The sequence below is a fragment of the Gordonia sp. (in: high G+C Gram-positive bacteria) genome, assembly GCF_012515855.1.
Taxonomy (GTDB): domain Bacteria; phylum Actinomycetota; class Actinomycetes; order Mycobacteriales; family Mycobacteriaceae; genus Gordonia.
On record NZ_JAAYXO010000211.1, the window covers coordinates 1 to 19504 of the forward strand.

Genomic DNA, 19504 nt, shown 5'->3' on the forward strand with positions numbered 1-19504 from the left:
GCGCCTACCACGTTGGTCGAGTGCCGGCGAACGGAGTGAGTCGGTGTATCGAGACCGGCGGTGACGCGGGTCGGGGTCTCGATACGTCCTCGGCTAGCGCCTCGGTCGACTCGACCAGCCTGGGGGGTGGGGCGACGGCGGCGCCGCAGCCAGCAGGCCACGGCGAACAGCAGGACCAGCAGCGTGAGGCCGCCGATCAACGACCAGCGGTAGGGGACGTCGAGGTCGAAGGTCAGGGCCACCGTGCCCGCGATGCCCGCGGGCAGCACCCAGCCCTGCTGCCAGCCGTTCACGACGACCGGCGACAGCTCGCGGCCGTCGATGCGGGCGTGCCAGCCCGGATTGGTGCTCTCGGGGACGAAGAGGACGCGATCGGTGTCGACGGCGGTGACCGCCACCGATCGGTTGGTCGCCTCCCACTTCTCGACATCCGGTCGCGTCACCTCGGTCGAGGCGTCCGACGGCCCCGGCACCCGCAGCGACACCGCGTCGACCGAGAAGGCGCGGCCAGGGTTCACCGACAACTCCTGCTCGCCCGCGGCCAGCTGCAGCGGCGGGCCCGGGCAGGCGGTCGCGGTGATCGGCTCGCCGCGTCGCAGGGCGCCCGCGGTGGTCTCGGCCTGCAGTCGGAGCACCTGGCCCGACACCGACAGGCCGAGGCCGTAGGGGCCGAGGGGGTCGGTGTCGCAGCGGATCTCGACGCGGCGGTCGTCGTCGGGCTTCGGGTTGGCGCCGCCGGGCAGCACCTGGACCTCGCTGAGTCCGACCGGAGCGTCTTCGGCGAACCCGAGTGCGTTGATGTTGATGAGGTCGCTGGACTTCTGGACCGAGATCACGATGGAGTCGGCGCGCTGCGCGGGGAATCGGACGGCGCCCTCGTCGTCGACCTTCGCCGCGACCTTCGAGACGGTGCGGTCGCCGTCGCGGAGTTCGACGGTCACCCGCGTGGGGCGTGCCGGGTATCGGTCGGGCGTCTGAAACCGCAGCCCCGACACCTCGCGCGCCTCCGGGAGCGTGAGCGTGAGGCGCGACGGTTCCTTCTTCTTGGCGGACGTGCCCGGCCCCGTCGCGACCCACGTGGTGTTCGGGTCGCCGTCGACCGCGGCCGACGCGGTGCCGCGGGGATCGCTGACCGCCGACTTTCCCTCGGCCGTGATTGTTCCGGGGCGATTGAGCAGCGCCGACAGCTCGCCGCTCGCCGTCGGACGCAGCGTGACCGTCGGCACGACCGCCGTGGCCGACGGCACCGACAGGGTGCGGCCGAAGACGCCCGGATTCTCCGAGCTGAGGCCGAGGGCGGGGGAACAGTACGCCCGACCGTCGGCTGCCGTCACGCAGTCCGGCCGCAGCGCGAGTTCGGGACCCAGCTCCCAGCCGCTCACCGTGTCGGCGGCGTCGAGAGTGGGCAGCACGGTGCGCTGCCGGATGGCCAGCGGCGTCCCCGAGTTCGCGTCCGACAACTGCAAGTCCGCGACGGCGAACTGGTTGCCGCCCGACCCGTCGGCCGTGCGGATCGCGCGGACCTCGAGACGGGTGGTGGGACCGCTCGGCGCCAGCACGCGCGCGGGAACCCCGGGCTCCAGGCCCTGGGCGACGGTGCTGCCGGTGTCGGTGGTGATCAACACCATCGAGACGTCGGAGCCGAGCGCTTTGGCGGTGGTGAGGGTGACGGCGAGGTCGCTGCGCGGCTCAGCGAACTCGAATGCCATCCAGCGGCCGACCGCCGATTCCAGGCCGCGACTCACCCACGCGGTGTCCGGGTCGCCGTCGAACGCGGCGGCGGTGGCGTTGGCGGGGGAGGTGCGGCCGGGCTGCGTCGCGTCGGACGCCGAGCCGGAGCTGGTCACCCGCACCCGACCGGGCTGGTTGTCGAGCAGCCACTGGGCGCGCACCAGCCGCTGCCCGTCGACGGGATAGTCGGCGACGCGGTTCTTGGTGAGTCGGGGGTCGTCGGCGGCGCGGATCGCCGACGAGTGGTCGTCCACTCGACCGAAGTCCACCTCGCGGTCGACGGGAGTGTCGGTGACGACGAACGGCGCCGGCGGCAGTCCCGCGCGCTGCGCGTCGGCGGCCAGCACCGACGGACCCAACGGCGGCAGTCCCGCGCGACGGCGCGAGTCCTGCAGCGACAGCAGCGACTCCGGCCCGCCGCTCACCCTCGTCAGCGCGTCCACGCCCACCAGGCCCGGGCCGCCGACGGCGTCGTCGACACGGTAGACGGTGATCGCGGGCAGCTCCGGGCGCAGGCCGTCGTCGACCACCACGCCGTCGAGCGTCGGCGGCGCGACCATCGGTCCGAAACGTGCGACCTCCGACAGTCGGGGGGAGTTCGCGATGGCCTGTGCCACCGCGAGCGGTCGTGCCGAGCGCGACGACGACGGCTCCAGGTCGGCGCGCAGCACCAGGTAGCCGACGCCCTGCTCGGCGAGCGCGGCGGACAGTCCGGGAGAGCCGCGCCCGGAGCTGAGGGCGCGCTGCACGGAGTCCATCGCCCGGATCGCCCCCGGCGGCGTCAACGGGATGGCATCGCGAACCGCCCACGGGGACTGGGCCAGCGGCTGCAGCGGCTCGTCGCGGGTGAGACCCCACAGCTGATCGGCGAACGGCGCCCCGGGCACCACCAGTGCCCGCGTCGGCGTCGGAGAGTCGCGTTGGGCGTCGGCCAGCCAGTCGGCGGTCTGCTGCCAGTACGTGGGAAGCGCACGGTAGCTCTGCGTCGGCGCCAAGCCGCCGGTCCACAGCAGCGAACCCGATCCGAACGCCGCGACGGCCACCACCAGCGCCGCGGCGAACCCGCGTTCGGCGCCGGGGCTGCGGGCCGGGGCCCGGGCGGGCACCCGGACGCGGGCCAGCAGGTGGGCGATGCCGAGCGCCAGCGGCAGTCGGATCAGCGGATCGAACTTGTGGATGTTGCGGAGCGCGGCGCCGGGGCCGTCGAGGAAGGCGATCACCGCGTCGCGCACCGGCGAGCCGAGCGCGCCGGGGTAGCCGAGGCAGATCGCCAGCAGGCCCACCACCAGCAGCACTGCGAACCGGCCGCGGTGCGGCATCGCACGCATCGTCAGGCCGGCCAGGCCCGCCGCGGCCAGCAGTCCGGTCGCGAGAACGGCCGCGGGCTCGGAGACCAGGACGGCCCCCACGGCTCGCTCCGGAGAGACGAACGGGGTCCACGAATCGGTCCCGCGCAGCACCTCGGTCAGCGACGTCCACTCGGTGGTGACGTTCGCCGACTCGATGAAGTCGAGGAACGGCGGCGAGATCCGCGACAGGATCAGCAGGGGGACGATCCACCACAGACACGCTGCGGCCATCCCGAGCAGCCACCAGGCGCCGAACACGAGAGCCCGACGACGATCGGCGTCGCGAGCGAAGGTCGCGAGCAGCCACCAGATCACCGAGACCAGGACCGCCGCGGCGGTCGCGACGGCGTTCACCGCCCCCATCAGCGCGATGGCGCACGCCGACCGCGCGGCCTCTTGCCACACCGGACGTTGTTCGCCGTCGTCGCGGGTGGTGTCGAGGACGCGAATCACCGGCAGCAGCACCCACGGCGCCAGCATCATCGGGAGCGTCTCGGACGAGATGGTGCCGAGCGTGGTCATCACGCGCGGAGCGAGGACGAAGACACTCGCGCCGATGATGCGGGAGGCGAAGGACCCGATGCGCAGTGCTTCGGCTACGCGCACCATGCCGATGAATCCGACGATCAGCAGCAGGGCCCACCAGAACCGCTGAGTGATCCACGGGGGCAGGTGCAGGAGGTCGCCGATCGCGAAGAACAGTCCGTGGGGGAAGAAGTAGCCGTACGCCTGGTTCTGTACCTGCCCCATCGGGGCGTCCGGCGACCAGATGTGCGCGGCGCGGGTCAGGAAGCCGATCGGGTCGGCGGTCAGATCGAGCTTGGTGTCGGGTGAGACGAGTCCGGGCCGCTGCAGAAAGGAGATCAGCAGGGCGACCGCGGCGACGATGATGCCGTCGCGATGGTCGAGGGTGCGGTCGGGGGACCTCACGCCGACGGGCTTCCTGTCACCGGAGCGCCGGGTGGCGTCACCGGTCAGTGGTTGGCGCCGTCGCCGCCGCCGCGGGATCCGTAGTCGACCGATCCCTGGACGAAGCCGTTCTCCGCGTTGAAGCTGTTCACGTCGGTGGAGGGCTTGTTCTCCGCGGCGAGCTGGCCGCCGAGGAACACCGCACCGATGCCGACGACGACGCCGACGACGCCGGCGACGGCACCATAGATCAGACGTTCTCGCAGCATGGGCCCCAAAGTACCATCCTGCGGACGTCGGCCGCCGTCGTGAAGCGCCGATGCGACGTGAAACACTGGGCCGATGGGTCACCTCACTCGTCTGTCCTCGCCCCGTGTCGGCGCCGGTCGCGCGCTGCTCGCTCTCGCCGCCGCGGCCGGACTGTTCGTCACCACCGCATGCTCCAACGATCCGGCGCAGGAGTCAGCGACCGCATCGTCGTCCACGGTTGCTTCGGCGTCGAAGTCCAGCGCGCCGGCGTCGAGCAGCGCGGCGTCGAAGCCCGCGGCGTGCGGTGCGGACGAGCTCAAGAAGCTGAGTCTGCGGGAGAAGCTGGCGCAGATGCTGGTGGTCGGCGTCACCGATGCGGCCGATGCCCGACAGATCGTCAAGAAGGAGAAGATCGGCGGCGTCTTCGTCGGCAGTTGGACCGACCTGACGATGCTCACCGACGGTTCGGTGTCAAAACTGTCCAAGAGCCGGGACATTCCGCTGATGGTGACGGTGGATCAAGAGGGCGGTCGGGTCAACCGGCTGAAGGATCTCGGCATCGACCTGCCGTCGGCCCGGGTGATGGGCGAGACGATGACCGCCGAGCAGGTCCGCAAGGCGGCCAAGTCGGCGGGACAGAAGATGGCCAAGCTCGGCATCACCGTCGACTTCGCGCCGTCGGCCGACGTCAGCGACGAGCCCGACGATGCCGTGATCGGCGACCGCTCGTTCTCGAACGACCCGGAGAAGGTCACCGAGTACGCGGGCGCATTCGCGAAGGGACTCGAGGAGGCCGGCATCATGCCGGTCTACAAGCATTTCCCCGGACACGGTCACGGATCGGGCGATTCGCACCTGGGCGCCGTGGTGACGCCGCCCCTGGCCGAACTCCAGAACAGCGACCTCGTCCCGTTCCGGGAGCTGCTCAAGGACCCCGGCAACGCGGGCGTGATGGTCGGACACCTGATCGTCCCCGGCCTCACCGGACCGGAGACGCCCGCCAGCATCAGCCCGGCCGCGATCGGCATGCTGCGCAGCGGCAAGAAGTACGACGCCCCGCGCTTCAACGGTGTGGTGTTCACCGATGACCTCTCCGGCATGAAGGCCATCACCGACAAGTACTCGATCGAGCAGGCCGTGCTGAAGTCGATCACCGCGGGCTCCGACGTCGGCCTGTGGCTCAGCACCGACCGCGTGAGTTCGGTGCTCGACACCCTGGAGAAGGCGGTCAAGGGCGGGAAGCTCTCGACCGCGCGGGTGGATCGCTCGGTGGTCCGGATCCTGAAGGCCAAGGGCGTGCTGCGCTGCTCGTGAGATCTCCTTACTCAGTGGTAAGTTGAGGGCATGGCCAGCGGAACGAAACGGCTGCCGCGCGCGGTGCGGGAGCAGCAGATGCTCGATGCAGCCATTGCTGCCTTCTCCGCGAACGGGTTCGCCGACACGTCGATGGACGTGATCGCCGCCGAGGCGAAGATCTCCAAGCCGATGCTCTACCTGTACTACGGGTCGAAAGACGAACTGTTCAGCGCCTGCATCGCCCGCGAGTCCGGGCGTTTCATGGAATCGATGGCCGAGGGCTTCGATCCGTCGATGCGGCAGAAGGACCAGGCCCGCACGCTGGTGCGCGAGTTCCTCCGGTTCGTCTACCAGAACGCGGAGTCGTGGCGTCTGCTGTATCGCGTGGCGATCGGCACCACCAGCTTCGCGCACATCGTCACCGACAGCCGCACCAGCATCACCGCGATGATCACCGACCTGATCCGGCGCGGCACCACGACGGGGGCGAGCGATCTCGACTTCGAGCTCACCGCCGTCGCGCTGGTGGGCGCGGGCGAGGCCGTCGCCGACCGGATCGCGGAAGGCGACATCGACCTCGAACGCGCCACCGATCTGCTGCTCGGCATCACCTGGCGCGGCCTCCGCGGCGTCGGCGTCGCCCCGGACGCGGTGGGCGACGAGATCTAGGCACGGGCGCCCTGGCGCGCCTACTCGATCAACGCATAACGCGTCGATTCCCGCACTCGGTCAGACCAAGTGCGGGAATCGACGCGTTACGCGTATCCGGTGAGGACGTCAGTCGCGAGGACGGATCGTCGCCGTCACGTGCGGGTAGCCCTTGCGCCGGTTGAGCACCGCGAGGTCGTAGCCGTTCTCGACCTTGGTGGTGTACATGTTCACCTTGGCGGGGAGCAACATCGGCTTGCCGAAGCGCACCGAGTAGACCACGGCTTCCGGCAACTGCGCCTCGACGTTGGCCAGCAGCGCCGCAGCACTCCACATGCCGTGCGCGATGGCGCGGTTGAAGCCGAACGCCTTCGCCGACAGATCGGCCATGTGGATCGGATTCCGATCGCCCGACGCGGCCGCGTACTGGCGGATCAGGCCCAGATCGACGCTGACCACGCGGTCGGGCGGCGGCGGGGCCGTGTCCTTGGGCGCGGGACCGCGCTTCTCGTCGGAGAGGCTGGTGCGCTGCTGCTTCAGGAAGGTCACCGTCTGCACGGCCACCAGTTCGCGGCCGACGCGGAACTCCGAGACCACGTCCACCAGCATGCCCTTGCGGTGCTCACGCAGGTTCTCGGCGTGCGCGGTGATGGTGAGCGGCTCGTCGACGCCGATCGCCCGCAGGCGCTCGATCTTGTTCTCGACGTGCACCGAACCGACCGCGCCGAACGGGAACTCCGGCGTCACCATGATGCTCATGGCGAGCGGGAACTGCAGCACGAACAGGTACGGCAGCGGCACGGTGGCGCCGAACTGCAGACCGGTGGTGCGGCAGTACTCCTGGAGCTGAGCCTTGTCGATCCGCAGGTTCTCGATGCGGAAGACGGTGTCCGGCAGCGTCGCGGTCGGGCTCACCCGGGCCGGCTTGCCGATCACCGGCAGCATGGCTGCCACGGCCTTCGGGTACAGCTGGCCCGCGCCCGGGAGAGACTTCAGGGTGACGGTCTTGGTCATCGTGCGTCCCTGGCTCACGCGCCGAGCAGGCTCTGGCCGCAGACGCGGACCACGTTGCCGGTGACCGCGTTGCTCGCCGGGCTGGCGAAGTACGCGACGGTCTCGGCGACGTCGACGGTCTGGCCGCCCTGCTGCAGCGAGTTCATGCGACGGCCGACCTCGCGGGTGGCGAGGGGGATGGCCGCGGTCATGGCGGTCTCGATGAAGCCCGGTGCGACGGCGTTGATGGTGATGCCCAGCTTGCCGAGGATCGGCGCGTAGGTGTCCACCAGGCCGATGACGCCGGCCTTCGAGGCGCCGTAGTTGGTCTGGCCGCGGTTGCCCGCGATGCCCGCGATCGACGAGACGTCGACCACGGCGCCGCCGGAGCGCAGGGCCTTGCGCTCGACGAGCTCGTTGACCAGGGTCTGCGGTGCGATCAGGTTGACGGCGATGACCGAGTTCCAGCGACCCGCATCCATGTTGGCGAGCAGCTTGTCGCGGGTGATGCCCGCGTTGTTGACGATGATGTCCAGGCCGCCGTGGCGTTCCAGGACGTGCTCGGCGATGGTGGCGCCGGCGTCGGCGGCGGTCACGTCGAGCGGCAGGGCGGTGCCGCCGATCTTGTTGGCGGTCTCGCTCAGGGCCTCGCCCGCGGCGGGGATGTCGGCGGCGATGACGTGCGCGCCGTCGCGCGAGAGGACCTCGGCGATGGTGGCGCCGATGCCGCGAGCGGCACCGGTGACGAGGGCGACCTTGCCTGCGAGCGGCTTGTCCCAGCTCTCGATCGAGGCGGCTTCGGCGTCACCGACGCGGATCACCTGGGCGTCGACGTAGGTCGACTTGGCCGACAGCAGGAAGCGCAGGGTCGACTCGAGGCCGGACACGCCGGTCTTGGCCTTCGGCGAGACGTACACCAGCTGGGCGGTCGCGCCGTTGCGGAGCTCCTTGCCGAGCGAGCGGGTGAAGCCCTCGAGGGCGCGCTGTGCGACGTGCTCGTCGGGCGACTTGACCAGCTCGGGCGTGGTTCCGAGAACCACGTAGCGAGCCGAGTTGCCCGCCGAGCGCATGGTCGGGGTGAAGAACTCGAAGAGCTGCTCCAGCTCGGCGGCGGTGGTGATTCCGGTGGCGTCGAAGACCACGCCGCCCAGCTTGTCCGCGCTACGACCGCCGGCGTTGTTCTCGACGAGCGTGTAGTCGTCGCCCGCGGTCAGGATCTCGCGGACGGGCTCCACCAGGCGGCCGGATCCGCCGAGCAGGACCGGGCCGGCCAGTGCCGGCTGCGACGCCGAGTAGCGGCGCAGGGTCGGGGGCTGGGGGAGGCCGACGCGAGATGCGATGAACGCACCCGGGCCGCTGTTGACGAGGGACGAATACAGGTCGGTGTTGCCTGCCACGACTATCTCCTTAGATGTCTGTGAACGAATTCCAATGTCCTGATGGGCGGGAATCCTTCTTGCCGGAGACCCTATGCGGACCCCGCTGTTGAGCAGTAGTCCGCGCGCCTGTGACATGTGCCGCAGGTTTCAGGAGTCGACAAGGAACTTACTCGTGAGTAAGAATACAGGCAAGGTCGATTCCGTCGACGTCGAGAATCATCAGGAGTGAGCTTCGTGGCCTCGTACACCCCCCGCAAGCCGGAAACCCGCCAGCAGCGCCCGGTCGCCATCATCGGCGGCAACCGCATCCCGTTCGCGCGCCAGGACCGCGCCTACGCCACCGCCAGCAATCAGGACATGTTCACCGCGGCCCTGCAGGGCCTCGTGAGCCGCTTCAACCTGCAGGGCGAGCAGCTCGGCATGGTCGCAGGCGGCGCCGTGCTGAAGCACTCGCGCGACTTCAACCTGGTCCGCGAGTCGGTCCTCGGTTCGTCGCTGTCGCCGTACACCGCGGCCATGGACGTGCAGCAGGCCTGCGGCACCGGCCTCCAGGCCATCCAGATCGTGGCCGACGGCATCGCCAACGGCCGCTATGACGCCGCCGTCGGCGGCGGTGTCGACACCACCTCCGACGCCCCGATCGCCGTCTCAGAGGGCATGCGCCGCCAGATGCTCGAGGTCAACCGCGCCAAGAGCACGGCTGATCGCATCAAGGCAGCCCTCGGCCTGGCCACCAAGCTCGGCATCGAGATCCCGCAGAACGGCGAGCCGCGCACCGGCCTGTCGATGGGCGAGCACGCGGCGATCACCGCCAAGGAGTTCGGCATCACCCGTTCCGACCAGGACGAACTCGCCGCAGCCAGCCACCAGAAGATGGGCGCGGCCTACGACCGCGGCTTCTTCGACGACCTCATCACGCCGTTCATGGGCCTGACCCGTGACGAGAACCTGCGCCCGAACTCCTCCGTCGAGAAGCTGGCCACCCTGAAGCCGGTCTTCGGCGTCAGCCTCGGCGATGCCACCATGACCGCGGGCAACTCCACCCCGCTGACCGACGGCGCGTCGGCCGTCCTGCTGGCCACCGACGAGTGGGCAGCGGAGAAGAAGCTCCCGGTGCTGGCCTACCTGCGCGACACCGAGACCGCGGCCGTCGACTACGTGAACGGTCCCGACGGTCTGCTGATGGCTCCGACCTACGCGGTCCCGCGTCTGCTGGAGCGCAACGGCCTCACCCTGCAGGACTTCGACTTCTACGAGATCCACGAGGCCTTCGCCTCCGTCGTGCTGTGCACCCTGCAGGCGTGGGAGTCGGAGGAGTACTGCACCGAGCGTCTCGGGCTCGACAAGGCGCTGGGCGCCATCGATCGCAGCAAGCTCAACGTCAACGGCTCGTCGCTGGCTGCGGGCCACCCGTTCGCCGCCACCGGCGGTCGCATCATCGCGCAGGCCGCGAAGCAGATCAAGGAGAACGGCGGCGGTCGTGCGCTGGTCTCGATCTGTGCCGCGGGCGGCCAGGGCGTCACGGCGATCGTCGAAGGCTGATCGACGCAGGCATCACCACCGGAGCCCCGGTCGGCCGGACTGGCAACAGTCCGCTGACCGGGGCTTTCTGGTCCTCGGCGAGACGTGAGAAGAATGTTTCCCGGAGGGTGTAACGCGCCGGGGTGCCGGACCTATATACGAGGTAGCTCCGGCTGAACCGCCAGACCCCCGACCCGGCGGTTCAGCTGGAGCCTTTACTTGCGTCTACCATCCGATAGTTGTGACTCCTTCTGCTGACACCGCCCACCGCCGTAGGTGGATTGTGCGCGGAATCGTGGGCGGTCTCCTGGTGATCGGCGTCGCCTTCGGGGTCGACGCGGCGCTCAGCCACGGACACACCGCGCGTGGGGCGCACATCGCCGAGTTCGATCTGGGCAACCTCTCCGAGGATGAGGCCCGCACCGTCCTGACGTCGTTGACGACCGCCGCGCATGCGCCCATCTCGGTCACCACCCAGTCGGGTTCGGCTGCCATCGACCCGACAGCGCTCGGTGCGACCTTCGACATCGAAGCGACGCTCGACCGACTGATGGAGCAGCCCAAGAACCCGTGGAACCGATTCCTCGGCATGATCGGAGTCACGCGCAGCGTGGTACCGGTGGTCGAGATCGACGACGAGAAGTTCAACGCCGAACTCGACGCACATCGCGGTGAGCTGGAGAAGGCCGCGGTGGAAGGCGGAGTGCACTTCGAGGGGCTCGAGGCCGTCGGCGACTTCCCGTCGAAGGGGCTGCGCATCGACCGCGCCGCCGCCAAGACCACGATCTCCCAGACCTGGCTCAGTGGGCGCACCGTGGAGTTGGCGATGGAGCCGTTCGCCCCGACGGTATCGGCGGAGACGGTTCAGGCGGCACTCGACGGCCCCGCGCAGAAGGTGACGGCGTCGGCGGTTCCGCTCGCGGGCCGTGGCAGCCGGGTGATCGTGTCGCCGCGGGAAGCCGGCGAGTTGGTGACGTTCGTCCCCGACGGCAAGGGCGGCCTCGTCGCGCAGGTCGACCCCAAGAAGGCCAGGGAGGTTCTCGGTGAGCGTGCGGCGTCCACCGAGTCCGAGCCGGTGAACGCGAGCTTCCGCGTCGGCGGCGGCACCCCCACCGTGGTTCCGTCCGCCGAGGGCGCCAAGGTCGATTGGCGCCGGACGGCCGACGTGATGGAGAAGCTCGTCGTCTCCGAGGACGATCGATCGGGTCGGGTGGCGTACAAGATCACCAAGCCCAAGGTCGATACCAAGCGGGCGCGCGGCCTCGGCGTCCGCGAGGTGGTCTCGGAGTTCACCACGGGCGGTTTCAGCGGACCGTCGGGAGAGAACATCCGGTTGGTCGCCGAAGAGGTCAACGGTGCGCTGGTGTTGCCCGGCGAGACCTTCTCCCTCAACGGCTACACCGGCCCGCGCGGTACCGCGCAGGGCTACGTGGAGTCGGGGATCATCGACCACGGTCGCCCGTCGAAGGCGGTGGGCGGCGGCATCTCGCAGTTCGCGACGACGCTGTACAACGCCGCCTACTTCGCAGGCCTCGAGGACGTCGCGCACACCGAGCACGACTACTACATCTCGCGGTATCCCGAAGCACGCGAGGCGACGGTCTTCGAGGGCGCCATCGACCTGCAGTTCAAGAACAACACCAAGTACGGGATCGTGATCGACACCTCGTGGAGCCCGTCGAGCGTGACGGTCCGCATGTGGAGCACCAAGACCGTCGAGGTGGAATCGGTGACCGGTCCGCGCACCGATCCGACCTCGCCCTCCGAGGTGCAGGTGCCTGCATCCGCCGACTGCGTGCCGAGCGGCGGCGCCCCCGGCTTCACTGCGTCGGACACACGGATCGTGACCAGCGCGAAGACCGGTCGTGAGATCAGTCGCGAGACGCGGATCAAGCAGTACGCCCCGGAGCCGATCGTCCGCTGCGGCTGACGTTTCGGATTTGAATCCCCGATACGGCGAGAACTCGCGCGAAATCGGCGAATCGGCCCGAATCGGGGATTCAAATACGAGAAGGCCCCGAACAGAACATGTTCTAGGCCCACTGCCGTGGCCTCGCTCACGGAGATATAAGCTCCGAAACATGGATATCAATGGAGCAAGTGCAATCGTGACCGGCGGCGCGTCGGGCATCGGTGCGGCCTCGGCCCGCCGACTCGCTGCGCAGGGTGCCAAGGTCGTCATCGCCGACCTCAAGGCCGAAGACGGCGAGGCCCTGGCCAAGGAGATCGGCGGCGCGTTCGTCGCCGTCGACGTCACCGACACCGCGCAGATCGAGGCCGCGATCAACAAGGCCGTCGAGCTCGGACCGCTGAAGGCCGTCGTGAACTCGGCGGGCATCGGCTGGGCGCAGCGCACCATCGGCCGCGACGGCGAGTTCGCCTCGGCGCACAACCTGGACCTCTACAAGAAGGTCATCGCCATCAACCTGATCGGCACCTTCGACTGCGTGCGTCTGGCCGCCACCGCCATGAGCCGCAACGAGCCGAACGAGAACGGTGAGCGCGGCGCGATCGTCAACCTCGCGTCGGTTGCCGCGTTCGACGGTCAGATCGGCCAGGCCGCGTACTCGTCGTCCAAGGGCGGCGTCGTCGGCATGACCCTGCCGGTCGCACGCGACCTCTCGGCTGCGGGCATCCGCGTCAACTGCATCGCCCCCGGCCTGATCGACACCCCGATCTACGGCACCGGCCCCGAGTCGGAGGCCTTCAAGGCCAAGCTGGGCGAGAGCGTCCTGTTCCCGAAGCGCCTGGGCGTGCCGGACGAGTTGGCTTCGATGGTCGAGGAGCTCATCACCAACTCGTACATGAACGCCGAGGTCGTCCGCGTCGACGGCGGCATCCGGATGCCTCCGAAGTAAGCGGACTCGAACCGCAGACAGCGCAGAACGGCGCGACCCTCTCACCGAGAGGGTCGCGCCGTTCTTTCGTGTGCGGTAGCCGTCAGCCCAGCACGTACGAGCCGGGAGCCGCGGCGAGCGGCGGGTTGGCCTCGCTGCCCATGGTCGGCGGCGCCTGACGTTCGCCGGCGCGCGGGGTGTACCAGCGAACCCAGTCCTCCCACCAGGAGTGCTCCTGGACGGTGGCGGCGTCGCGCCACGCGGCGGGATCGGCGGGCATGGGCTCCTGCTCGGGAGCCTCGGGCTCGCCCACCGCGGCCGTCCAGCTCCGCTTGTTCGGCGGGTTCACGATGCCCGCGATATGGCCGCCGTTGGACTGCACGTAGCGAACGCCGTCACCGAACAGCCGAGCGCCGGCGTACGACGACGTCCACGGCACCACGTGGTCGTTGATCGCGCCGACCACGTAGACCTCGCCGGGGAACTTGCTCAGGTCGACGGTCTCGCCGCAGATCTCGAACTCACCCTTGGCCAGCAGGTTCGCGCCGTACAGCTGGCGCAGGTACTGGATGTGCATGGCGGCGGGCATGTTGGTCGCGTCTTCGTTCCACGCGAGCAGGTCGAAGGCGGGCGGCTCCTCGCCGAGCATCCAGCGTGACACCCAGTAGTCGAAGATCAGGTCGTTGGCGCGCAGGATGTCGAAGGTGTCCGCCATCGACGAGCCGGGCAGATAGCCCCGCTTGGCCATCATCGTCTCGAGCTTGTCGAGGGTGTCGGGGTCGGTCATCAGGCCCAGCTGGCCGGGATCCGAATAGTCCAGGAGCGTGTTGATCAGCGTCAGGTTGCCGATGCGTTCGTCGCCGGTGCCCGCGGCGATCGCCGACATCGCGCCGCCGAGGCAGACGGCCGTCAGATCGACCTTCGGAGCACCGGTGATCTCTTGGATCACGTCGAGCGCCGACCGGATACCGAGTTCCAGGTAGTCGTCGAAGGTCACCGAGCTCATGCTCGCATCGGGGTTGCGGTACGAGATCGCAAACACCGTGCGTCCGTGCTGAACAGCCCATTCGATGAGGCTGCGGTTGGGCGCCAGGTCCATCACGTAGTACTTGTTGATCCACGGCGGGCTGGCGAGCATCGGGACCGCGTGCACGTCCTCGGTCTGCGGCGCGTACTGGATGAGCTCCATCAGCTCGTTCCGGTAGACCACCTGGCCGGGAGTGCATGCCATGTTCTCGCCCACGGTGAAGGCGTCCATGTCGACGCGGAGCGGCTTGCCGTTGCGCGTGGCCACGTCGGACAGTGCGTGCTGGGCGCCGCGGACCAGCGACTTGCCGCCGGTGTTGATCGCCTTGATGAGGACCTTCGGGTTCGTGAGCGGCGAGTTGTACGGGGAGATCGCATCCCAGACCATCTCGACGAACGCCTTGGCTTTGGCGGTGGTGGCCGGATCGCCCTCGCCGGCCTCGATGAGGTCGAGGGCGTAGCTGCGGGCTGCGAAGTAGGTCTCTGCGATCGTGTAGTACCCGGGGTTCTCGTTCCAGGCGACATCGGAGAAGCGACGGTCGCGCGCCGACTCCGGGCAGCGGGGAGCATCGCCGAGCCCGAGGGTCACGCGGGTCGCGGCGCCGGGGATCTTGCCCATCCGCGCGGCGAAGTCGCCGGTGGCCCGGGCGATGCCGAGCGGGTTCTTCGCCGAGGCTCCGACAGTGCGGGCGGTCGCTTCCAAGAAGCCGATGGGGTCGATCTCGGCGCTGATTCGGTTGACGAGAGAGTTCTTCATATCCTGTTTCACTGCTGGTCGGGCTCGAGCTCTAGTGCACGGGGAGGGTGGCGCGGAGCGTGACGGCTCAGTCGACGTCGCCGAGGTAGCGCATGATCATCTCGGCAACACAGACCGGGCGGTCGACGCCTTCCGCGTTGAACGTCAGCGCGACGGTGAGCTGCCAGCCGCCGGTCACCGCGTCGACGGCGACGACACGGGCCGAGGCACTCACCTCGGATCCCACCGGCACGGGCGCGGGGAACCGTACCTTGTTGAGGCCGTAGTTGATGATCTGCGCGGCGTCGTCGACGTCGAGGAGATCCCAGAACAGCGGGACGGTGAGCGACAGGGTGAGGTACCCGTGCGCGATGGTGGTCCCGAACGGTCCGTCCTTGGCACGCTCGGGATCGACGTGAATCCACTGGTGATCACCGGTCGCGTCGGCGAACGCGTTCACCTGTTCCTGGGTGATCCGGATGCGCTTCGACGTTCCCAGTTCCTGGTCGGTCAAGGACGGGAGTTCGGCGATGCGGATGCGTCGAGTCGCGGTGGGAGTGCCGTTGTCGGGGGAAGTGGTCACGTCGTCCTAACATGGTGAACGCCGACATCAATCGGCTATTCGATCAGTGTGTGAATGTGATTCGGATCGGGGACTAAAGCGATTCGGTCGTCCAGTGACTGGCGTGGAGATCGTCTTATCTGATGAATTCAATCTAAGTGATTCAAATGCTGATCGCTACGTTCTGTGAGGAATCTGACTGACGGACGATGGTCGGCATCTGCGCTGTTCAGAGGTCAGATTGTCCGACGGCTCTCCTGGATCTCCACGTCGCTAGGAGTTACTCATAAGTAGGGTTAGCGCCGTACTCGCGAGTAGGCTATCGGTATTGAGTATCGCGAATTCAGAACCCTTATCGGAGTGCAATTTTCGCTGATTCGAGTCAGGCGCGAAACTCGTTGTGCGACGCGTGAATTCGCAGACCGATGCGAATCGTCGACCGGCCGGGATACGCTTCACCCATGCGAAATCTGGTGATGTCGGTGATCGGTGACGACCGCCCGGGATTGGTCTCGGCGTTGGCCGACGCCGTCGCGGCCAACGGGGGCAACTGGGAGCGCAGTCAGCTCGCCCAGTTGGCGGGAAAGTTTGCGGGCATCGTCGTCGTGACAGTTCCGCAGGACCACTCGGGCGAGCTCATCACCGCCGTCACCAACCTCGAAGGCCTGCTCGAAGTGGTGGTGCACTCGGCGGGCGAGTCGGTGGCGCGTGCGGGTGAGTGGTCGTCGCTCGCCATCGGCGTCCTCGGCAACGACCGCCCGGGCATCGTGCACGAGTTGTCCGCCGCGCTCAGCGCCAGTGGGGTCACCATCGAGAAGATGGTCACCGGGACACGCGAGGCCCCGATGGCGGGCGGCATGCTGTTCGAGGCGCAGTTGGAAGTTCTGGTGCCGCCGGGCGCCGACACGTCGACCATCCGAGCCGACCTGGAACGCATCGCCGAAGAGTTGCTGGTGGATCTGGGGATCGACGGCGACTAGCGTCGCGTGCCGGCGAGGGCGATTCGCTCCAGGTCGAGCCTCGATATCATGGGCGCATGAACGACAGGGACTTCCAGCCGCCGTCGCTGGGCGAGCTGATCAGAACTCAGCGCGAGTTGACGGCAATGCCGATGCGCAAGCTCGCCGAGATCGTCGGAATCTCGAACCCGTACCTGTCGCAGATCGAGCGGAATCTCCGAGAGCCCAGCGACAAGGTGCTCGAGGCCATCGCTGATCAGTTGCACCTGTCGGCCGATTCGCTCGCGATGTCCACGCGGAAGTCGGACCCGGAGGGGCCGTCGGAGGTGATCACGGCCATCCGTCGGGATCCGGACCTCACGCGTGCGCAGCGGGGCGCCCTGGAGGAGATGTATCAGACCTTTACCGAGGTGACGATCGCGAATCGGCGACGCGGGACCGCCAAGGACGACGGCTGATCGGTCGGCCGAGCAGAAAACGCCGACGGCGCGAACCCGGGATCGGGTTCGCGCCGTCGGCGTTGTGCGGTGCTGTTACGCGAGCACCGAGCGGGCCACGGAGACGCCGGCCGCATTGAGGTCGCCGACCAGCTTGGTCTGCGCTGCGACGAGGTCGTCGATCGCCGGGACGCCGGTGCTGACGATGCACTTCTTCTGGAGGTCCAGGACGGTGCTGACCGACTTCTCGTAGATGTCGATCGAAGCGAGGGCGCCCTGCTTGACGGTGTTCAGCAGTGCGGACTGGACGTCCTCGACCTGCTTGGTCGAAGCGTCGATCGCGTCGGTGACCTTGTTTGCGGCGTTCTGTGCGGCCATGGTGTGGCTCCTCTGTATCTGGAAGGGCGGAACTGTGATCCGCTCTGACAGTTAACAGATTAGCATGATGACTGCTAACTTATCTTCGTGGTGTCGATCACATGGCTGGACGGTATACGGACGGAAACGCCGACGGCGCGAACCCTGGGGGTGGGGTTCGCGCCGTCGGCGTGGTTCGGCGCTGTTACGCGAAAACCGAGCGAGCCACGGAGAGGCCGGCTGCGTTGACGTCGCCGACCAGCTTGGTCTGCGCTGCGATCAGGTCGTCGATTGCCGGGATGTCGGTGGTGACGATGAACTTCTTCTGGAGGTCGAGGAGGGTGCTGACCGACTTCTCGTAGATGTCGATCGAAGTGAGGGTGCTCTGCTTGACGGTGTTCAGCAGTGCGGCCTGGACGTCCTCGACCTGCTTGGTCGATGCGTCGATCGCGTTGGTGAACGTGGTTGCGGCGGTCTGTGCGGCCATGGTGTTGCTCCTCTGTATCTGGAAGGGCGGAACTTCGATCCGCTCTGACAGTTAACAAGTTAGCACAATGACTGCTAACTGATCCTGTGGCTTCCGCCACATGAGGCTTGCGGAGTCAGAGCGGCACGTCGCTCTCGACGGGCGGGGCGGTGCGCGTGCCCAGTGCGCCGAGGATCGCTGCGCCCAGGCAGGCGACAGCGACGGTGCCGGCGAACCAGGGGAAGATCGCAGCCGTGCCGTAGCGCGAGGCCAAAGCGCCCGCGACAACGGTCGGGATGCCCATCGCGAGGTAGCCGAGCAGGTAGTAGGCGCTCATCACCCGGCCGCGGGCGTCGGGTGGTGCCACGTTGTTGAGGTGCTGCAGCGACCCGCCGAAAGCCAGGCCGAAGGTGCCGCCCAGGGCGATCGCGTCGACCACGACGAACGTCGTCGAACCGCTCCGCAGCGCCCAGATGGCGCACAGCAGCGCGGCGATCATGCCGAGGTCACCGACGATCGCGGCGCGTCGAGGGTCGAGGCCTTTCCCCAGCCACTGCGCGGTGGCCGCGGCGGCGGCCATGATGCCGATGACCACGCCGACGAACATCGCCGAGGTGTGGCCGGTCGCCTGCTGGGTCAGCGACGGGTACAGGCTCATGAAGACGCCGAGTACCGACCATGCGGTGATGATCCCGATGCCGGAGAACCAGAAGTCCGAGCGGATCTCCCTCGGGATCGACGGTCGCTGCACGCGGATGCGGCCGCCGGGGCGGTCGACGTGCGGTTCCGCCAGTGCGATGACTGCGGCGAGCATCGCCAGGACCACGACTCCGACCACCGCATAGGGAACGCGCAGCGGGTTGGTGGCCCACTCGGCGGCCGCGGCGGCGCTGAGGACCGTGATGGTGATTCCGATGTTCAAGGCGATTCCGCTCGCCACCCCGTTGCGCGCGCCGGCGAGCGGGCGGACGTCGAGCAGGGCCGCACCCGCGGTCACGGTGATCGCGCCGATCGCCGCACCATGCAGAAACCGTGCGACCATCAGCACCCACGCGGTGTTCGCGATCAGGAACAGCGCCAGTCCCAGGAGGATCGACACCAGAGCGGTGATCAAGACCGGCTTGCGGCCGACGGCGTCGGAGATCGGTCCGACCGTCAGGGCCGCTCCCAGGGCGCCGATCGCGTACACCGCGAAGATCACCGTGATGGTCAGCGGGCTCATGTCCCATTGCTGCTGGTAGATCGGGTACAGGGGCGACGGCAATCCGGAGCAGCCGAGCGCCAGGGCCAGAAGGGCCAGCAGCAGCGCGAACGCCCAACGCTGCGGATGGGTGGAAGCGGTTGCGTCCGGCGGAGCGGTCGCGGGGGTGGCCATGGCGTCCTCGGGTATCTGTGAAGGCGATCGAACTGATTCGACGGTAGTCGACGCAGAGAACCCCGCCGGACGACCGGCGGGGTTCTCTTGTCTTCAGGCTGCTTGGTGAAACCGAATCAGAACGCGGCTTCGTCGAGATCCATGATGTCGTTGTCGACGTTGTTGTCGATCACCTGGCGGAGCGAGGTCAGCAGCGGCAGCATGTTCTTGGCGAAGAACTGGGCCGAGGCCACCTTGCCCTCGTAGAACGCCTTGTCGTCGCCGGAGGCGCCGTTGTCCAGTGCGGCCTGCGCGACGACGGCCTGGCGCAGCAGCAGCCAGCCGATCATCAGGTCGCCGACCGACATCAGGAAGCGCACCGAGGCGGTGCCGACCAGGTACAGCTTCTTGGGATCCTCCTGGGCGCCCATCAGCCAGCCGGTGAGCTTGGCCGCCATGGCCTGGACGTCCTCGTTGGCGGTCTTCAGCAGCGCGCGCTCCGCGTCGAAGCCCTTGCCGTTGTCGATGAAGTCCTGGATCTGGCCGGCGATGTGACCCAGTGCCTGGCCCTTGTCGCGGATGATCTTGCGGAAGAAGAAGTCCTGCGCCTGGATGGCGGTGGTGCCCTCGTACAGCGAGTCGATCTTCGAGTCGCGGATGTACTGCTCGATCGGGTAGTCCTGCAGGAAGCCGGA

Annotated in this window: 17 protein-coding genes; 7 read left to right on the forward strand and 10 right to left on the reverse strand. The window is 68.2% G+C overall.

The features are described from left to right. Window positions 1-4010, reverse strand: a 4010-nt coding sequence (locus GX543_RS15565; protein WP_290853221.1) for an alpha-(1->3)-arabinofuranosyltransferase, incomplete at its 3' end; no start/stop codon positions are given. A gap of 44 nt (window positions 4011-4054) precedes the next feature. Further along, window positions 4055-4258 carry a DUF2613 family protein gene (locus GX543_RS15570; protein ID WP_290853222.1) on the reverse strand — a complete coding sequence of 68 codons (204 nt, stop codon included), beginning with the start codon at window positions 4256-4258 and terminating at the stop codon, window positions 4055-4057. 73 nt (window positions 4259-4331) lie between these two features. On the opposite strand from GX543_RS15570, the gene GX543_RS15575 reads away from it, so the two are divergent. Together GX543_RS15575 and GX543_RS15580 are read left to right on the forward strand one after the other, a co-directional pair. Then, window positions 4332-5552 carry a glycoside hydrolase family 3 N-terminal domain-containing protein gene (locus GX543_RS15575; protein WP_290853223.1) on the forward strand — a complete coding sequence of 407 codons (1221 nt, stop codon included), beginning with the start codon at window positions 4332-4334 and terminating at the stop codon, window positions 5550-5552. A 30-nt stretch (window positions 5553-5582) separates the two neighbouring features. Next, window positions 5583-6203, forward strand: a complete 621-nt coding sequence (locus tag GX543_RS15580; RefSeq protein ID WP_290853224.1) for a TetR/AcrR family transcriptional regulator — start codon at window positions 5583-5585, stop codon at window positions 6201-6203. A 108-nt stretch (window positions 6204-6311) separates the two neighbouring features. Here GX543_RS15580 and GX543_RS15585 read toward each other — a convergent pair whose 3' ends face one another. Next, on the reverse strand, window positions 6312-7196 hold the full coding sequence (locus GX543_RS15585) for a MaoC/PaaZ C-terminal domain-containing protein (protein WP_290853225.1): 885 nt from the start codon (window positions 7194-7196) through the stop codon (window positions 6312-6314). 14 nt (window positions 7197-7210) lie between these two features. Continuing rightward, complete coding sequence (locus tag GX543_RS15590) at window positions 7211-8578, reverse strand: 3-oxoacyl-ACP reductase (RefSeq protein WP_290853246.1); 1368 nt, start codon at window positions 8576-8578, stop codon at window positions 7211-7213. Window positions 8579-8788: 210 nt separating this feature from the next. On the opposite strand from GX543_RS15590, the gene GX543_RS15595 reads away from it, so the two are divergent. The 3 genes from GX543_RS15595 to GX543_RS15605 all read left to right on the forward strand — a co-directional run bounded on the left by GX543_RS15595 (window position 8789) and on the right by GX543_RS15605 (window position 12933). Further along, on the forward strand, window positions 8789-10096 hold the full coding sequence (locus tag GX543_RS15595) for an acetyl-CoA C-acetyltransferase (RefSeq protein ID WP_290853226.1): 1308 nt from the start codon (window positions 8789-8791) through the stop codon (window positions 10094-10096). A gap of 262 nt (window positions 10097-10358) precedes the next feature. Continuing rightward, window positions 10359-12005 (forward strand): VanW family protein, encoded by a 1647-nt coding sequence (locus GX543_RS15600; protein WP_290853228.1) that lies wholly within the window; start codon window positions 10359-10361, stop codon window positions 12003-12005. Between the two features lie 151 nt (window positions 12006-12156). After that, entirely contained in the window at window positions 12157-12933 is a 777-nt protein-coding gene (locus tag GX543_RS15605) for an SDR family NAD(P)-dependent oxidoreductase (RefSeq protein WP_290853230.1), read from the forward strand. A gap of 82 nt (window positions 12934-13015) precedes the next feature. Here GX543_RS15605 and GX543_RS15610 read toward each other — a convergent pair whose 3' ends face one another. Continuing rightward, on the reverse strand, window positions 13016-14695 hold the full coding sequence (locus GX543_RS15610) for an alpha/beta fold hydrolase (RefSeq protein WP_290853231.1): 1680 nt from the start codon (window positions 14693-14695) through the stop codon (window positions 13016-13018). A gap of 67 nt (window positions 14696-14762) precedes the next feature. Continuing rightward, entirely contained in the window at window positions 14763-15257 is a 495-nt protein-coding gene (locus GX543_RS15615; protein ID WP_290853234.1) for a MaoC family dehydratase, read from the reverse strand. A 440-nt stretch (window positions 15258-15697) separates the two neighbouring features. Between GX543_RS15615 and GX543_RS15620 the strand changes: the two genes are divergently transcribed. Then, entirely contained in the window at window positions 15698-16216 is a 519-nt protein-coding gene (locus GX543_RS15620) for an ACT domain-containing protein (RefSeq protein ID WP_290853236.1), read from the forward strand. A 56-nt stretch (window positions 16217-16272) separates the two neighbouring features. After that, complete coding sequence (locus GX543_RS15625) at window positions 16273-16653, forward strand: helix-turn-helix transcriptional regulator (protein ID WP_290853237.1); 381 nt, start codon at window positions 16273-16275, stop codon at window positions 16651-16653. 75 nt (window positions 16654-16728) lie between these two features. On the opposite strand, the gene GX543_RS15630 is transcribed toward GX543_RS15625, so the two are convergent. From GX543_RS15630 to GX543_RS15645, 4 genes are all read right to left on the reverse strand, one after another. Further along, window positions 16729-17010 carry a hypothetical protein gene (locus GX543_RS15630; RefSeq protein WP_290853239.1) on the reverse strand — a complete coding sequence of 94 codons (282 nt, stop codon included), beginning with the start codon at window positions 17008-17010 and terminating at the stop codon, window positions 16729-16731. A 184-nt stretch (window positions 17011-17194) separates the two neighbouring features. Further along, on the reverse strand, window positions 17195-17476 hold the full coding sequence (locus tag GX543_RS15635; RefSeq protein WP_290853241.1) for a hypothetical protein: 282 nt from the start codon (window positions 17474-17476) through the stop codon (window positions 17195-17197). A 115-nt stretch (window positions 17477-17591) separates the two neighbouring features. Then, window positions 17592-18830 carry an MFS transporter gene (locus GX543_RS15640; protein WP_290853242.1) on the reverse strand — a complete coding sequence of 413 codons (1239 nt, stop codon included), beginning with the start codon at window positions 18828-18830 and terminating at the stop codon, window positions 17592-17594. A gap of 116 nt (window positions 18831-18946) precedes the next feature. Further along, a partial coding sequence (locus GX543_RS15645) for an acyl-CoA dehydrogenase (RefSeq protein ID WP_290853244.1) occupies window positions 18947-19504 on the reverse strand: 558 nt, incomplete at its 5' end.

Coding starts and splice junctions, on each gene's coding strand:
- GX543_RS15570 (WP_290853222.1), bottom strand. CDS start 4,258: ATGCTGCGAGAACGTCTGATCTATGGTGCCGTCGCCGGCGTCGTCGGC.
- GX543_RS15575 (WP_290853223.1), top strand. CDS start 4,332: ATGGGTCACCTCACTCGTCTGTCCTCGCCCCGTGTCGGCGCCGGTCGC.
- GX543_RS15580 (WP_290853224.1), top strand. CDS start 5,583: ATGGCCAGCGGAACGAAACGGCTGCCGCGCGCGGTGCGGGAGCAGCAG.
- GX543_RS15585 (WP_290853225.1), bottom strand. CDS start 7,196: ATGACCAAGACCGTCACCCTGAAGTCTCTCCCGGGCGCGGGCCAGCTG.
- GX543_RS15605 (WP_290853230.1), top strand. CDS start 12,157: ATGGATATCAATGGAGCAAGTGCAATCGTGACCGGCGGCGCGTCGGGC.
- GX543_RS15610 (WP_290853231.1), bottom strand. CDS start 14,695: ATGAAGAACTCTCTCGTCAACCGAATCAGCGCCGAGATCGACCCCATC.
- GX543_RS15620 (WP_290853236.1), top strand. CDS start 15,698: ATGCGAAATCTGGTGATGTCGGTGATCGGTGACGACCGCCCGGGATTG.
- GX543_RS15625 (WP_290853237.1), top strand. CDS start 16,273: ATGAACGACAGGGACTTCCAGCCGCCGTCGCTGGGCGAGCTGATCAGA.
- GX543_RS15630 (WP_290853239.1), bottom strand. CDS start 17,010: ATGGCCGCACAGAACGCCGCAAACAAGGTCACCGACGCGATCGACGCT.
- GX543_RS15635 (WP_290853241.1), bottom strand. CDS start 17,476: ATGGCCGCACAGACCGCCGCAACCACGTTCACCAACGCGATCGACGCA.
- GX543_RS15640 (WP_290853242.1), bottom strand. CDS start 18,830: ATGGCCACCCCCGCGACCGCTCCGCCGGACGCAACCGCTTCCACCCAT.